At 52.1% G+C, this 12,968-nt stretch carries 15 protein-coding genes; 5 read left to right on the plus strand and 10 right to left on the minus strand.

The window, feature by feature from the left end; genetic code table 11:
• The first annotated feature begins 4 nt into the window (after positions 1–4).
• The 3 genes from NEA10_RS17870 to NEA10_RS17880 all read left to right on the plus strand — a co-directional run bounded on the left by NEA10_RS17870 (position 5) and on the right by NEA10_RS17880 (position 4,005).
• A complete protein-coding gene (locus NEA10_RS17870; RefSeq protein ID WP_252662694.1) occupies positions 5–550 on the plus strand; it encodes a GNAT family N-acetyltransferase in 546 nt (181 codons plus the stop codon).
• A gap of 159 nt (positions 551–709) precedes the next feature.
• Positions 710–3,190, plus strand: a complete 2,481-nt coding sequence (locus NEA10_RS17875) for an ATP-dependent Clp protease ATP-binding subunit (protein WP_252662695.1) — start codon at positions 710–712, stop codon at positions 3,188–3,190.
• Between the two features lie 269 nt (positions 3,191–3,459).
• Complete coding sequence (locus tag NEA10_RS17880) at positions 3,460–4,005, plus strand: rhodanese-like domain-containing protein (RefSeq protein ID WP_309494384.1); 546 nt, start codon at positions 3,460–3,462, stop codon at positions 4,003–4,005.
• Here the strand turns inward: NEA10_RS17880 and NEA10_RS17885 are convergent.
• From NEA10_RS17885 to NEA10_RS17925, 9 genes are all read right to left on the minus strand, one after another.
• Positions 3,993–5,111 carry a hypothetical protein gene (locus tag NEA10_RS17885; protein ID WP_252662696.1) on the minus strand — a complete coding sequence of 373 codons (1,119 nt, stop codon included), beginning with the start codon at positions 5,109–5,111 and terminating at the stop codon, positions 3,993–3,995. The genes NEA10_RS17880 and NEA10_RS17885 overlap by 13 nt on opposite strands.
• Before the next feature lie 2 nt (positions 5,112–5,113).
• Entirely contained in the window at positions 5,114–6,343 is a 1,230-nt protein-coding gene (locus NEA10_RS17890) for a site-2 protease family protein (protein ID WP_252662697.1), read from the minus strand.
• 141 nt (positions 6,344–6,484) lie between these two features.
• Positions 6,485–7,147, minus strand: a complete 663-nt coding sequence (locus tag NEA10_RS17895) for a Na(+)/H(+) antiporter subunit B (protein WP_252662698.1) — start codon at positions 7,145–7,147, stop codon at positions 6,485–6,487.
• Complete coding sequence (locus NEA10_RS17900) at positions 7,144–7,734, minus strand: DUF4040 domain-containing protein (RefSeq protein WP_252662699.1); 591 nt, start codon at positions 7,732–7,734, stop codon at positions 7,144–7,146. The genes NEA10_RS17895 and NEA10_RS17900 overlap by 4 nt, the downstream gene beginning before the upstream one ends.
• On the minus strand, positions 7,727–8,005 hold the full coding sequence (locus tag NEA10_RS17905; protein WP_252662700.1) for a monovalent cation/H(+) antiporter subunit G: 279 nt from the start codon (positions 8,003–8,005) through the stop codon (positions 7,727–7,729). The genes NEA10_RS17900 and NEA10_RS17905 overlap by 8 nt, the downstream gene beginning before the upstream one ends.
• Positions 7,998–8,270, minus strand: coding sequence for a hypothetical protein (locus NEA10_RS17910; RefSeq protein ID WP_252662701.1), 273 nt, complete (start codon positions 8,268–8,270; stop codon positions 7,998–8,000). Before NEA10_RS17910 ends, NEA10_RS17905 begins: the two co-directional genes overlap by 8 nt.
• 5 nt (positions 8,271–8,275) lie before the next feature.
• Positions 8,276–8,656 (minus strand): Na+/H+ antiporter subunit E, encoded by a 381-nt coding sequence (locus NEA10_RS17915; RefSeq protein WP_252662702.1) that lies wholly within the window; start codon positions 8,654–8,656, stop codon positions 8,276–8,278.
• A complete protein-coding gene (locus NEA10_RS17920; protein WP_252662703.1) occupies positions 8,653–10,083 on the minus strand; it encodes a cation:proton antiporter in 1,431 nt (476 codons plus the stop codon). Before NEA10_RS17920 ends, NEA10_RS17915 begins: the two co-directional genes overlap by 4 nt.
• Positions 10,080–10,415 (minus strand): cation:proton antiporter subunit C, encoded by a 336-nt coding sequence (locus NEA10_RS17925; RefSeq protein ID WP_252662704.1) that lies wholly within the window; start codon positions 10,413–10,415, stop codon positions 10,080–10,082. The genes NEA10_RS17920 and NEA10_RS17925 overlap by 4 nt, the downstream gene beginning before the upstream one ends.
• Positions 10,416–10,594: 179 nt before the next feature.
• Here NEA10_RS17925 and NEA10_RS17930 point away from each other — a divergent pair, with 179 nt between their 5' ends.
• Complete coding sequence (locus NEA10_RS17930) at positions 10,595–11,734, plus strand: ATP-binding protein (RefSeq protein WP_252662705.1); 1,140 nt, start codon at positions 10,595–10,597, stop codon at positions 11,732–11,734.
• Positions 11,735–11,811: 77 nt separating this feature from the next.
• Here the strand turns inward: NEA10_RS17930 and psaK are convergent, their stop codons facing one another.
• Positions 11,812–12,087, minus strand: coding sequence for a photosystem I reaction center subunit PsaK (gene psaK / locus NEA10_RS17935; RefSeq protein WP_374111798.1), 276 nt, complete (start codon positions 12,085–12,087; stop codon positions 11,812–11,814).
• A gap of 225 nt (positions 12,088–12,312) precedes the next feature.
• Between psaK and NEA10_RS17940 the strand changes: the two genes are divergently transcribed.
• The gene (locus NEA10_RS17940) at positions 12,313–12,942 is read left to right on the plus strand and encodes a phosphoribosylanthranilate isomerase (protein ID WP_252665404.1); all 630 of its coding nucleotides are present in this window, start codon (positions 12,313–12,315) and stop codon (positions 12,940–12,942) included.
• Positions 12,943–12,968 lie beyond the last annotated feature (26 nt).

Below are 12,968 nucleotides of genomic sequence, written 5' to 3' on the forward strand. Positions count from 1 at the left end.
TGTTGTGACTTCTCTGGTGCTACAGCCCCTCACCCCCGAGCAATTAGAGTCAATTCTCCATCTCGATCAGGTCTGTTTCGGTGGACTATGGAGCCAAGACGGCTATCAGCGAGAACTCGATAGCCCGAACAGTATTTTGCTGGGAATCCAGAAACCGGAGCAGCCCGATCCCCTCTTGGCCCTAGGATGTCTTTGGGCCATCCTTGATGAAGCCCATCTCACCATCCTGGCCGTCCATCCTGACTATCGCCGTCGAGGCCTGGGGCAATTAATGCTCTGGGGGTTACTCTGGGCCGCTCGTGAGCGTCAACTGAGTCGGGCCACCCTAGAAGTCAACGCCAACAATCAAGCCGCGCGATCGCTCTATGAGCAATTTGGCTTTCGAGAAGCGGGCCGGCGACGGGGGTACTATAGCAATGGGGATGATGCGTTAATTTTGTGGTTAAGTGGGCTACAAAATAGCAATTTCTTACAAAAATTAGAGCAATGGGATCGGCATATTCAACATCGGATGGCGACCTGGGGCGGAAAAATCCTAAAACCTTGTTAAATTCCCTCAAAATCCCCCGAGAAAGCATCCCGGTGCTATAACCAGAGCAAGTTGATAGCAAGACTTGAGTCAGGTTTGCTATGCTAATTCAAACACGACAACTAGCCTCTGTAGAACGAGTCCCCCGCCTTAAACACTGTTCGGTATCGGAAGTAAGCCATGTTTGAACGATTTACAGAAAAAGCCATTAAAGTCATCATGCTCGCTCAGGAGGAAGCCCGCCGCCTGGGACATAACTTCGTGGGTACGGAGCAAATCCTCCTCGGATTAATCGGTGAGGGGACCGGCGTAGCCGCCAAAGTCCTCAAGTCGATGGGTGTGAATCTAAAAGACGCTCGCATTGAAGTTGAGAAAATTATCGGTCGTGGCTCCGGCTTCGTGGCGGTGGAGATTCCCTTCACCCCCCGAGCCAAGCGAGTCTTAGAACTCTCCCTAGAAGAAGCTCGCCAACTGGGTCACAATTATATCGGTACGGAACACTTGCTCTTGGGTCTTATCCGTGAAGGGGAAGGGGTCGCCGCCCGAGTTCTGGAAAATCTCGGGGTCGATCTCTCCAAGGTTCGCACCCAAGTGATTCGCATGTTGGGTGAAACCGCTGAAGTGGCGGCAGGGTCCAGTGGCGGACGTACCAAAACCCCCACCCTGGATGAGTTTGGCTCTAATCTCACTCAGCTGGCTGGGGAAGGAAAACTCGATCCCGTCGTGGGCCGTCAGAAAGAAATCGAGCGGGTGATTCAGATTTTGGGTCGCCGCACCAAGAACAACCCAGTGCTGATTGGGGAACCTGGAGTCGGGAAAACGGCGATCGCCGAAGGACTGGCGCAACGGATCTGCACCAACGATATCCCCGATATCCTGGAAGAAAAGCGCGTCGTCACCCTCGACATTGGTTTACTGGTGGCCGGAACCAAGTACCGGGGTGAGTTCGAGGAACGGCTCAAGAAAATCATGGACGAGATTCGCCAAGCCTCAAATGTGATTCTCGTCATTGATGAGGTTCACACTCTGATTGGGGCCGGGGCCGCCGAAGGGGCCATTGACGCCGCCAACATTCTCAAACCGGCTCTCGCGCGGGGTGAACTGCAATGTATTGGCGCCACCACCCTGGATGAGTATCGTAAGCATATTGAGCGGGATGCGGCTCTCGAACGTCGGTTCCAGCCGGTGATGGTGGGTGAACCCACGGTGGATGAAACCATCGAAATCCTCTACGGCTTGCGGGAACGCTATGAACAGCACCACAAGCTGAAAATTGACGATCTGGCCCTGGAAGCCGCCGCCAAACTCTCCGATCGCTATATCAGCGATCGCTATCTCCCGGACAAAGCCATCGACCTCATCGATGAAGCAGGCTCTCGGGTGCGCTTATTAGAGTCTCAACTTCCCCCCGCCGCCAAAGAACTGGACAAGGAATTGCGCCAGGTTCTCAAAGACAAAGACGATGCGGTGCGTTCTCAGGACTTCGACAAAGCCGGTGGCCTGCGCGATCGCGAAATGGAAATCAAAGCCGAAATTAAGGCGATCGCCCAAAGCCGTAAAAACGAGAACACCAACAACAGCGAGGATTCTCCCACCGTCGGCGAAGAGGACATCGCCCATATCGTCGCCAGTTGGACCGGCGTTCCCGTCAACAAACTCACCGAGTCCGAGTCCGAGAAGCTGCTGCACATGGAAGGAACCCTGCACCAGCGTCTGATTGGTCAAGACGAAGCCGTCCGCGCCGTCTCCCGCGCCATTCGTCGCGCTCGGGTGGGCCTGAAAAACCCCAACCGTCCCATTGCCAGTTTCATCTTCTCGGGACCGACTGGGGTTGGGAAAACGGAGTTAACCAAAGCCTTGGCCTCCTACTTCTTCGGCTCGGAAGAAGCCATGATTCGGCTGGATATGTCCGAATATATGGAACGTCACACCGTCTCTAAACTCATTGGCTCCCCTCCCGGCTATGTGGGCTATAACGAAGGTGGACAACTGACGGAAGCCGTGCGCCGTCGTCCCTACACGGTGATTCTCTTCGATGAGATTGAGAAGGCTCACCCCGATGTCTTCAATATGCTCCTGCAAATCCTCGAAGATGGTCGCCTCACCGACGCCAAAGGCCGCACCGTGGACTTCAAGAACACCTTGATTATCCTCACCTCCAACATCGGTTCCAAAGTCATTGAGAAAGGCGGCGGCAGTCTCGGCTTCGAGTTCGACGACGACAAAACCGAAGCGCAATACAACCGTATCCGCAACCTCGTCAACGAAGAACTCAAACAATACTTCCGTCCCGAGTTCCTCAACCGTCTCGACGAAATCATCGTCTTCCGTCAACTCACCAAAGAGGAAGTCAAGGAAATTGGCGATATCCTCCTCAAAGAAGTCTTTGCCCGTCTCCTGGAACAAGGCATTGACCTCAAGGTGACCGAGAAGTTCAAAGATCGTCTCGTGGAAGAAGGCTACAACCCCAGCTACGGAGCGCGTCCCTTACGTCGGGCCATCATGCGCCTCCTCGAAGACAGTCTGGCCGAGGAAATCCTCTCCGGACGGATTCAGGACGGCGACGGTGCCTTAGTGGATGTGGATGATGAGGGTAAAGTGGTCATCAAAAGCCAAGAACCCCAAGAACCCCAAGAAGACCTCTTAGTCTCCGCTGACTAAAGCGTCTCCCGTACCACACTTCCGATACTTTGTCAACCCCCGGTTCACTGGACTGGGGGGTTTTTTGCAGGGTTTTATTACTATATGACATAATAAATTTAAATGGGACAACCTAGGTTATACTGGAATAACGACCATAGAGGTGGGTTATTAGAAGGCAAAAGGGGGGAATCGCTCTCGGGCTTGTCCTCCGTGTCCTCCGTGACTCCGTGGTTCTCTCTTGCCTCTTGCCTCTTGCCTCTTGCCTCTTGCCTATTCCCTCTAAAACCATGACATCCACTCCATCCACGAACCCAACCGATCGCCTCCAAGCCGTTGACCCAGGCAGCGTCAGAATGCAGTTAGAGGCCGGAGAAATCCGGCTCATTGACGTGCGGGAACCCTCAGAACACGCCGGAGAAAACATTGCCGGTTCCCAACTGATACCCCTCTCTAACTTTAATCCTGAGGATATCCCGAGCGATCGCCCCTTTGTCCTCCATTGCCAAACGGGGACCCGTTCGGCCCAAGCCGCCCAAAAACTCTTCGCAGCGGGAGTTGAGCGCGTCAGCCACCTCGATGGCGGACTAAATGCCTGGAAACAAGCCGGTTATCCCACCGTGGTCAACAAAAATGCCCCCATTAGCATCATGCGCCAGGTGCAAATTGTGGCCGGCTCCTTAGTCCTCATCGGCACCCTCCTAGGAGCTTTTGTCGCCCCCGGATTTCTATTTCTCAGTGGCTTTGTCGGTGCGGGCTTGCTCTTTGCTGGAATTTCTAACACCTGCATGATGGCCCGCTTACTGGCCAAACTTCCCTACAATCAGCGGTTCTGAGGCTCCCACTGAGATAGCCAGCCGAAGACCCCTCTTGCGAGGCGATCGCTAAACCCCACGACAAATGACAGGAGCAAAATTGCTTCATCGGTCATTTGCAGTGGGGTCTCTGGTTGTAAGGGGATGAGTAACGACAACAGGGTCTGGAGGATAAAATAACAGGCTCCCCCCAAGACCACCCCTTGAATCGGGCGTAGGAGCATCCATTGGCTCATCTCCCCTAAGCGGCGGAAGGGAGCATAGAGACAGCGAGCGACAATGGCACTCAGGCTCCCGAATAAACTCCAGACCAATACAGGCCAGGGTAGGCCAATTAGGGGGAGTGTCTGCTGACTCACCCCTTGCACCACAACGCCGTGACTCCAAAAGATGACAAATAACACCACTAAGGCCATGACGCTCACACCATAGAGCATCGAGAACGTCAGAACAGCGGCGGGGACGGTGCGATCGCGCCGTACCAAGCCCTCAATCAGCCGCTGACGCCGTTCAATATCCAGGAGGGTCCCCAGCAGTGCCTGGGCCTCAGAACTCAACACATCGACCTCACTGCGATGGAGATTAGAAGGGAGTTGTTCCATAAGGCTGGCCATGGCCCCGCGTTGCATTTGCGCCTCCTGACGTAACTGGCGATCGCCCATCTCCTCAATCACCGAAGACCAGTCCCGGCGATCGGCCAACGCCGGCGGCACCCAATGCCAAAATAGATTGTCCAACTGCTCCTGTTTCTGAGCGATCGCCCTGTCGACGTCCTCCATGTTTAAGGCATCTGAATAGCTTGGCCCATCCCCTGACTCCACCGCTTCAGGGGCCGTTAAGCCTTCAACCGGGGACTCTGGCTTGAGCATCTGAGGGGTTTTTCGAAGCCTCTTCAGGGTTCCCTCCAACAGCCTCGGCTGCCGTAACGCCGCCAGCTCCACTAAGGCCACTTCCAAGGGACGGTATCGCATCTCCCAGTCTTGTAGCCGCTGCTGTAAGGGGTTCCGGCCCGACGACTCCTGGGATACAGACTCCGGGGAGGGTGACGCCGCAGCCGGGAAGCTCTCAAACTCAGAAATTTCAGTGGCTTGAGCTGGCAAGAGCCGAGATTTGGAGGAATCAGACATAATTAGGAATCCAGTTGAACTGACTTGGCGATCGCCACGAGGGGAAACCCGTTAGGATAGCGAGCCTCCCGTTTAATCCATTCCATCTCTGACGCAGGAATCGTAATTCCCGTTTTGGCCGCGATACTCTGAACAATCCCCACTCGGTCGAGCACCCCCGCCACGGCACTAGCCGGGGTGAGAATCGTTAACTCCCGTAACTGCGATCGCTCCAACAGCAAAATCGCCTCAACTAGCGTCGCCGACTCAGGAAGGGTCACCAGTTCAGCAATGGGATGAGCAATGGTTTCCAACGCTTGATGGTCCCACTGCGATCGCTCAATACTGCGGATATCTTCAGGACGAATCGCCCCCCGATAACGGCCGTGGGAGGCAGCAAAGTAGGGATGAGTCTGGGAATGGCCCTCATAAATCTCAGAGAGGAGATAGCGATCGGCAAAGTCGCGAATTGTCATGGTTCCATCCACCACCCGAAACTCTCGCGTCATCGCCTCCGTGACGGGAGTGGTGACGAGGAGTTCTTGCAACGTCGTCACCCGACCGTAGTTGCTGGCATTTTGCAGAATAAACCAGCCAATTAAAGCGATCCATAAACCTCCCGAAAACCCAGGAAGCAACAGAAACCCAAACAAACCTAAGGCCATGGCCCCAGTTCCCAAAGCAACCCCAGATTTTGCCGCCCAACGAACGGCTTTGAAGCGATCGCCCGTCACCTGCCAAATCGCCGCTTTAAGGACTTGGCCCCCATCGAGAGGTAACCCAGGAATCAGATTAAACAGACATAAGACCAAGTTAATCCGGGCTAACTCCTCTAGTAACACCTGAGCTGGGGTGGGAAACTGTGATAAGAGGGAAACCAAGAGGGACAACAACACAAATAGGGCAAAACTGACCGCCGGCCCGGCGATCGCCACCTGAAACGCCTGTCCTGGGGTTTTCGATTCACGGTCAATCGCTGCCACTCCGCCAAAGAGAAATAGGGTAATGGAGTTGACCTTAATTCCCTGAGTTTGGGCCGTCAGACTATGGCCGAGTTCATGGAGAAGCACCGAAGCAAACAGCAGGACTGAACTGACAAACCCCGCCACGAAGGGAATCGCCCCGCCCCAATTGTAGGTCTCCTGCCACGCCACCCCTTTCGCAAAGGTAAACAGGGCTAAAATGACAAACCACGATGAATGGATATACAGGGGAATCCCAAATAACGATCCGATTCGCGCACCTGATTGCATGGCACTATCCTTTTAACCTGTTAGAGACGGCGTGGGGGGGATGAGGGCGTTGCTGGGCCATCTTTGCCGGCCATGCCCCCGATGTTTCCATTGTAGCGGTTGCCCCTAATCCCGTTCAGGGGATTTCCCCCTCAACAGGTCTTAAAACAACCCTCGGTAGCGGATAAACAGTAAAATGGCGGCCCAGGACCCTAACGCCACCTTAAACGCCACGAGGATATTCATTATAGGAATCATCCCACCACTTAAAAGGCTGCCAAATTCGCCGTCCGGTAAGGAAAATCCCAGTAAGGTTAACGCCGCTAGGATAATAAACAGCAACACCGACAGTTTTTCGGCTAAGGCCGCTCGCCAGCGTTTATAAATTCCTTCCATCCATTCAGCGTTAGAGGTAATCGCCACCAGGCCAATGGCTGTTCCCCCCGCCACCCCCGCCGCAAAGCCGCCACCGGGACTGAGATGGCCGCGAATGGCCAATTCAATGCTGACGAGGGCCGAGATGAGGGCCCCGAGGCGAGCTAGGACAATTGAGGGGCGATCGGAGAACTGATACACCTGGCTCAGGGGTTTATCGTTGGCTAAGAGAAATTTACAGCCCATAATCGCGATGGTAAATACCACCACCTCAAAGATGGTGTCATAGATGCGATTCCTGAAAATAATCCCGGTGATAGTGTTGGGAATTCCACTGTCATTGACAATTAAATCAATAATGGAGGGTTCGGGCCAATCCGGGGCTGGGTTGGGGAACAGGAGAAATTGCAGAAAAATGGCCCCCACGGCCGCTAAGTAAAACCATTTCATCGCGAGTGACCTCCATAGGGGACGGGTTCTGGGGGGGTCAGGGTTGGGTCAGGGATGGTGACGAGGTGATTGTCTGTTAGGGTCAAATCCCCTTGCATCAGTTCGTAGATGCGTTGGATGCGGGTGGTCATGCGAAAGGGTTTTTCGGGGTTATGGTCTTTATCGACCGTTTCGGCGATCGCATGAACCTCCTCCGTTACTAGGGCCTGATGCAGGGTCTCGGCGTTGGGATAGGTGACTAACTCTAAGCGTAGATGATACCGCTCCAGCATCGGGCGTAACTCTTGCCAGAGTTGTCCCCACTGGCGATTGCAACTTAATCCTTGTAACTCCGATCCCCGTATCCCCAAACGCAACACGAGAGAGGAACGCACGGCCACCGCATAGAGGGTAATGGCTAACATTGTCCCCACTAAGGCTTCTGTTAACGCCACATCCGCCGCCCCCAAGACTGCATAGACAAGAGCGGCGATCGCCCCCATAATGCCCCGAATGACTAAGGCTTGATAGGGATTGCGCGATCGCACCAACATTAAGGCGGTTAAGGGCAATAACAGCACAATCCAGTCAATGTAGATATCACTCATGATCCAAGCGGTTTTGAGAACAATAGGCTAGGACATAGCCTAAAATTGTATTCCAAATAGCTAATGATAACAGGGCTAATAACAGCAAGGGCCATTCATTGGGAATCTTCAATAATAATCCCAACAAAATACTCATTGAGCCGAGAGTATCCGATACAGAAAGACTGTGTAGTTTAAACAACACAGAGCGATGTCCCAACAAGGGAAAGGTTCCCCAAAACCAAAGCACCAGACCAAATCCCATACAAAATAGACTCAGATTTTCAACCATAAAACCCCCGATTTGACACGTCATTCAGTCGTTTGATGACATTAGCTAACAGCATTAGGGCGGCATTGCCAACACTGAGGATAATCACACCCACTAAACCAATCATCCAATCATCCCGTAGAACAGCAACGACAAGAATAATCATAGAAGTTTTGGTTTCAATACTGGCAAAGGCTAAAATTTTTTGCCAGATATCATCATCTTGCCAAGCTTCATAGACCGGCAGGAGTAAACAGACCAGCATTCCAATCAAGATTCCTAACATGAGGCTCAACTCCGGTTAATTTTATGAACTTCATACCAGCCTTCTTCATGGTATTTTACCACGACGGTTTTAGGGGTAAATGTAATTAAGAAGATGTCCAAAAAAATCAAACCAGGGGTTCGTTGAGGTTTGACCCGTTCTAGGGTAATTTCCTCTTGGTTATGGGGAGATACCATAATTTCAATGGCTTCCCAATAGGCTTGAGGAACGGCCACAACAATCTCCCAGAACACTCGCAACCAATCCTGAAGACGACTTGGGGTTTTGTTCAGTCCCGGTAGCAGAAAGGCGATGGCAATACCGAGACTAATATTCAAGATACTGAAATCAGCCGTCAGCAAAAACCAGATACTCAGTCGTAAAAACAGATTTAGGTAGCCAATCATAGTACCACTCCCCAAAATAGGATGATTAATACGAGAGTCATCACTCCCAACAGATGTTCTAGGGCCTCACCAATGCGAGGAATTTGCCAATGTACCTTCCTCAAAACGACCCAGTAGAGGCCCCACCCCACGAGAACAATGGCTATAGATTTGAAGAGATTAAAGACCGTGTAGGCGGGCAAATAAACACTGTTTGCTACCACAAGTCCTAAAATTAATACCCCCACCAAAATTAGAAAATTTGGAGATACTGGTCGTGAGGATGAGCGATGGGGTAAAAACACAAATTTTGCGTAAAGAACTGCCGTACCAATGGCGGCAATTGTCATGAGAATGTTGGGGATGAGGGGTAACTGAGCTAGGGTTAACTTCTTAGCTCCGAATCCGACCCATAAGGGCGCGCCAGAAATAGATAAACAACCGATGAAGAGGGGAACCCAGAGAACGCTAGCCATGGGTTTTTGCTGAAGTTGCTCTAAATCACGACTGGGTAAGGCTCCCACGACGAAAAAGAGTAAGGCTTTCACCAGTCCATGGGCTAAGGCATAAATTCCCCCCACTGCCGGGGCAACCATAATCCAGCCCAATTGAGAAATGGTTGAGGAGGCTAACACCCGTTTGGTGTCTCGCTCAAAGAGTCCATACGCCACTCCAAAAAAGGCAGTCGCAATCCCCAAAACTTGGACAATGGGTTGAATGTCTTCCAGGAGTAAGGCGCAGCGAATGAGGGGAAAGACACCGGCTTTTTCCACGATTCCAGATAGGAGAACCGAGACGGAGGTATCGGATTCAGCATTGGTGAGAGGAGACCATAAGCCGGATATAAAGATACCTCCTTTGCTTAAGAGTCCCAACAGAATCAGGGCGATCGCCTCTGGGGGAGCGTTCATTAAGCCGTCAAAATGAAAGGAGTGATTGGCTTGATACACTAAAATCGCTCCCACTAGGTAGAAGAGCATCGCCGTATTGCTAATGAAGAGATAGCGTAAGCCAATCCAAATGAGACGGTCGGTTAGGGGATAGGCAATCAGCAAAAAAACGGTAATGCTAATTACTTCTAGGTTGACGTAAAGACTCAGGAAATCCGCCGAAATAAATACGGCATTGAGACTTCCTTGTAAAATGGTGAATTGGGTATAAAAAAAGGCAGATTTATTCTGGCTCCAACAGTAAATCAGAACCGATAACATCACTAAAGCATTTGTTAAAATAAAATAACCACTGAGAGAGTCGATTTGTAAGCTAATGCCAAAATTATCTAAAAGCTGAGGCTCCACAACCTCTTGATGTCCCAGGATTTGCACGCTATAGCCGAGGGAAAGAAGGGTAATTCCTAAGGCGAGATAGGGTGCTAGTGGCGGTAATAGGTAGATGGTTAAGCCAATTAGGAGGGGTAAGGTAATTCCGACAATCGTTAGAGGAGTCATGGTGTGTTGTTGCGCTCAATATTCGGGGTTTCTAAGGTCGGATTGTTATGAGCGAGTTTCATGGTCCCGACCAGCATCAGGGCCTGGATGGAAAAGCCGATTACGATGGCGGTTAGGATGACAGCTTGGGGAACTGGATCGGCATAAATCAACTCCTCCTCGGGTTTCTGGATCGGGGTGGCTAGGCCCTTGCGGGCCGCAATCAGGACGTAGTAGGAGATGACTCCGGTACTCATCACGTCCATGGAGATGATCTTCATCAACAGGTTCTGTTTGAACATCATGCCGACGAATCCCAAGAGGATGGTGGCGAGGAGGCTGGCTTCTAACACAGATGCGACAAGTCGTGACGGGTGTACAAATCAGTTCAGGTGTTATGATTAATCTAGCACGATTTTTTAGTGTTGTCACGACTTGGCACTATAACTTTTGGTTGTGCGACGGGCAAATATGACTTATAGTGCGAGACTACCTATCCCCTGTTGATGTTTATAGGACTAGGAACTCAACGATGCTAGGACCGATCCCCCCTGAGATGGCACTGAAGAGTAGCCCCACCAAGGAGTCAGTGCTGGAACTATTTGGACGCCAGGCACAATTTCAAGAGATTACTCACACCTTAGCCAATGGCAAGGATTTGTTGATTGCTGGGGTTCCTGGGAGCGGTCGCCGGACCCTGGTCCGTCGGGCCGCCTTGGAGGTGGGGGCGAAGGTGATTGAGGTCGATTGTATTCGAGCTACGGATGGACGACGGTTTGTGCAACTGCTCTGTGAAGGGATTTCTCAGGGGGTGCAAAGCCAAAGGGCGATCGCCTTTCTCCGGGATTGGGCCGGCCAGGAGGGGCAACGTTGGTTTGAGTTTAACGAAACCTCTGCACGCAAACTCTCCCTACAACGGGAGCCGGCCCTGACGGAAGACCATCTTTGGCAGGCCTATCAGCAGTTACTGCAATTCCCGCAACAGTTGGCCATCGCCGTGGAACGACAGGTGATTCTCATTTTTCTGGGCTTTCCCCACATTCGCGCCTGGGACCGTACGGGCCAATGGGAAACCTGTTTGCAAGAGGCGATCGCCCGCCATACGACGGCTAACTATGTTTTGGTGACGACTCTGGCGGAAAGCCGCAATCGTCTCGATGAACCCAGTGGCTTGATGACGGTTTGTTTGACCCCCTTAGCCGATGATGTGGTGGCGGCTTGGGCCCAGTTGGTGTTACATCAGGTGGGATTGAGTTTTGATCCGCGTTCCTCAGCGTTGGATTTGTTTCTCAATGCGGTTCAGGGTCATATCGGCGACGCCTCGATGTTAGTGCGTCGCTTACGTCAACGACGTTGGCATCAGGGTCGCTTGGATGAGGCGGCAATTCAAGAAACCCTGGAGGATCTTTTGGCGGATTTGAGTAATATTTTTGAATCTATCTTAGTGCTATTACCGGCGTCTCAGTTACAACTCCTAGAATCGTTGGCGTTAGATCCGACGGATAAACCCCAAAGTCGTGATTATATTCAAAAGCATCATCTCTCCCGAGGTGGCTCTTTACAAGGGGCGATCGCCGCCCTGCAACATAAGGGCCTAATCTATGGCCCCGACCTCGGCTATCGTCTGGCTCTTCCCTTATTTGCCCTTTGGATTCGCCAACGTTTACGATAACTCTTCAAACTGGGTCTCTGGGCCGGGGAGGGGGCGCAGCGATGTGACGCCCCCCTCCCTAGACCCACACCCGACTCCTACAAGGCGCCGGCTCCGCTGAGGCCGAGGATCATACCGGCTCCAAGAATATGGCCGAAGCTGGCGGTGGCGAGGAGTTCTGACCAGCCAAATCCTTCAAATAAGCCGGGGACGGAGATGGGCAACGCTGGACCCACCCCCCGTTTTTGGATGGCATAGCGACCAATGGCGATCGCAAAGAGATTGCAGAAGACCATGATAATGGCCACTTGAAATGACCAGGGGGAGGTGAGTCCTGAAGCCGCTAGGGTTAAGGTACTGTTCGTAAACATCATTGTTGTAAATTGAAATAAATTAAAGTTACGGATGGGGCCAGATTATAGGCACAAATCCCTGGAGATGTTCACAAATGTTGAAATATTTAACAAAATGCCGGTTCTTGACCAACCGTTTAGGGATTCTTTTTATTGACAAAACCCTAAGAATGTGGTAAAGATTCTTGGGTGGTGTGAACGACAGAGTTAGGTGATTGAGTAGGAGCTATTGAAGAACCGGGGATGATGCGAATTAAAATCTGTGGCATTACCCAAGCTTCACAGGGACGAGCCATTGTCCAAGCTGGGGCAACAGCGTTGGGCTTTATTAGTGTCAAAGCCTCGCCTCGATACATTTCCCCCAAGGAAATTGCCCGGATTAGCCAGGACTTGCCCCCCTGCGATCGCATTGGGGTGGTTGCCAATGCTTCCCGAGAGGAGATTGTCGAGTTGGCCAGACAAGCACCTCTGACTGGGATTCAACTCCACGGCAACGAATCCCCTGAATTTTGTCAAACCTTGCGTCAGCAACTCCCAGGGCTGGAGCTGATTAAAGCCTTACGCATTCGCCAAACCTCAGATTTAGAACAGAGCGATCGCTATCAGGCCGTGGTCGATAGCCTCTTGCTCGATGCTTATCATCCCCAACAACTCGGCGGCACCGGGCAAACCCTCGACTGGCAGGCCCTGCGCTCCTTTGAGCCAGCCATCCCCTGGTTCCTAGCGGGAGGACTCACCCCAGATAATATTACCCAAGCCCTGACTCAGCTCCATCCCCAGGGAATTGATCTTTCTAGCGGTGTGGAGCGATCGCCCGGTGACAAAGATTTAGACAAAGTTCACGCCTTATTCCAGCATCTGAGTCGGTTAACCTGACGCCTTGCGCCCAAAGCTAAGGTTCG

Source organism: Phormidium yuhuli AB48, from assembly GCF_023983615.1.
GTDB classification, from domain to species: domain Bacteria; phylum Cyanobacteriota; class Cyanobacteriia; order Cyanobacteriales; family Geitlerinemataceae; genus Sodalinema; species Sodalinema yuhuli.

Excerpts from the sequence above, each read along its gene's own strand:
- NEA10_RS17875 (WP_252662695.1), top strand. The coding sequence starts at position 710 with ATGTTTGAACGATTTACAGAAAAAGCCATTAAAGTCATCATGCTCGCT.
- NEA10_RS17880 (WP_309494384.1), top strand. The coding sequence starts at position 3,460 with ATGACATCCACTCCATCCACGAACCCAACCGATCGCCTCCAAGCCGTT.
- NEA10_RS17885 (WP_252662696.1), bottom strand. The coding sequence starts at position 5,111 with ATGTCTGATTCCTCCAAATCTCGGCTCTTGCCAGCTCAAGCCACTGAA.
- NEA10_RS17890 (WP_252662697.1), bottom strand. The coding sequence starts at position 6,343 with ATGCAATCAGGTGCGCGAATCGGATCGTTATTTGGGATTCCCCTGTAT.
- NEA10_RS17895 (WP_252662698.1), bottom strand. The coding sequence starts at position 7,147 with ATGAAATGGTTTTACTTAGCGGCCGTGGGGGCCATTTTTCTGCAATTT.
- NEA10_RS17900 (WP_252662699.1), bottom strand. The coding sequence starts at position 7,734 with ATGAGTGATATCTACATTGACTGGATTGTGCTGTTATTGCCCTTAACC.
- NEA10_RS17905 (WP_252662700.1), bottom strand. The coding sequence starts at position 8,005 with ATGGTTGAAAATCTGAGTCTATTTTGTATGGGATTTGGTCTGGTGCTT.
- NEA10_RS17910 (WP_252662701.1), bottom strand. The coding sequence starts at position 8,270 with ATGTTAGGAATCTTGATTGGAATGCTGGTCTGTTTACTCCTGCCGGTC.
- NEA10_RS17915 (WP_252662702.1), bottom strand. The coding sequence starts at position 8,656 with ATGATTGGCTACCTAAATCTGTTTTTACGACTGAGTATCTGGTTTTTG.
- NEA10_RS17920 (WP_252662703.1), bottom strand. The coding sequence starts at position 10,083 with ATGACTCCTCTAACGATTGTCGGAATTACCTTACCCCTCCTAATTGGC.
- NEA10_RS17930 (WP_252662705.1), top strand. The coding sequence starts at position 10,595 with ATGCTAGGACCGATCCCCCCTGAGATGGCACTGAAGAGTAGCCCCACC.
- psaK (WP_374111798.1), bottom strand. The coding sequence starts at position 12,087 with ATGATGTTTACGAACAGTACCTTAACCCTAGCGGCTTCAGGACTCACC.
- NEA10_RS17940 (WP_252665404.1), top strand. The coding sequence starts at position 12,313 with ATGCGAATTAAAATCTGTGGCATTACCCAAGCTTCACAGGGACGAGCC.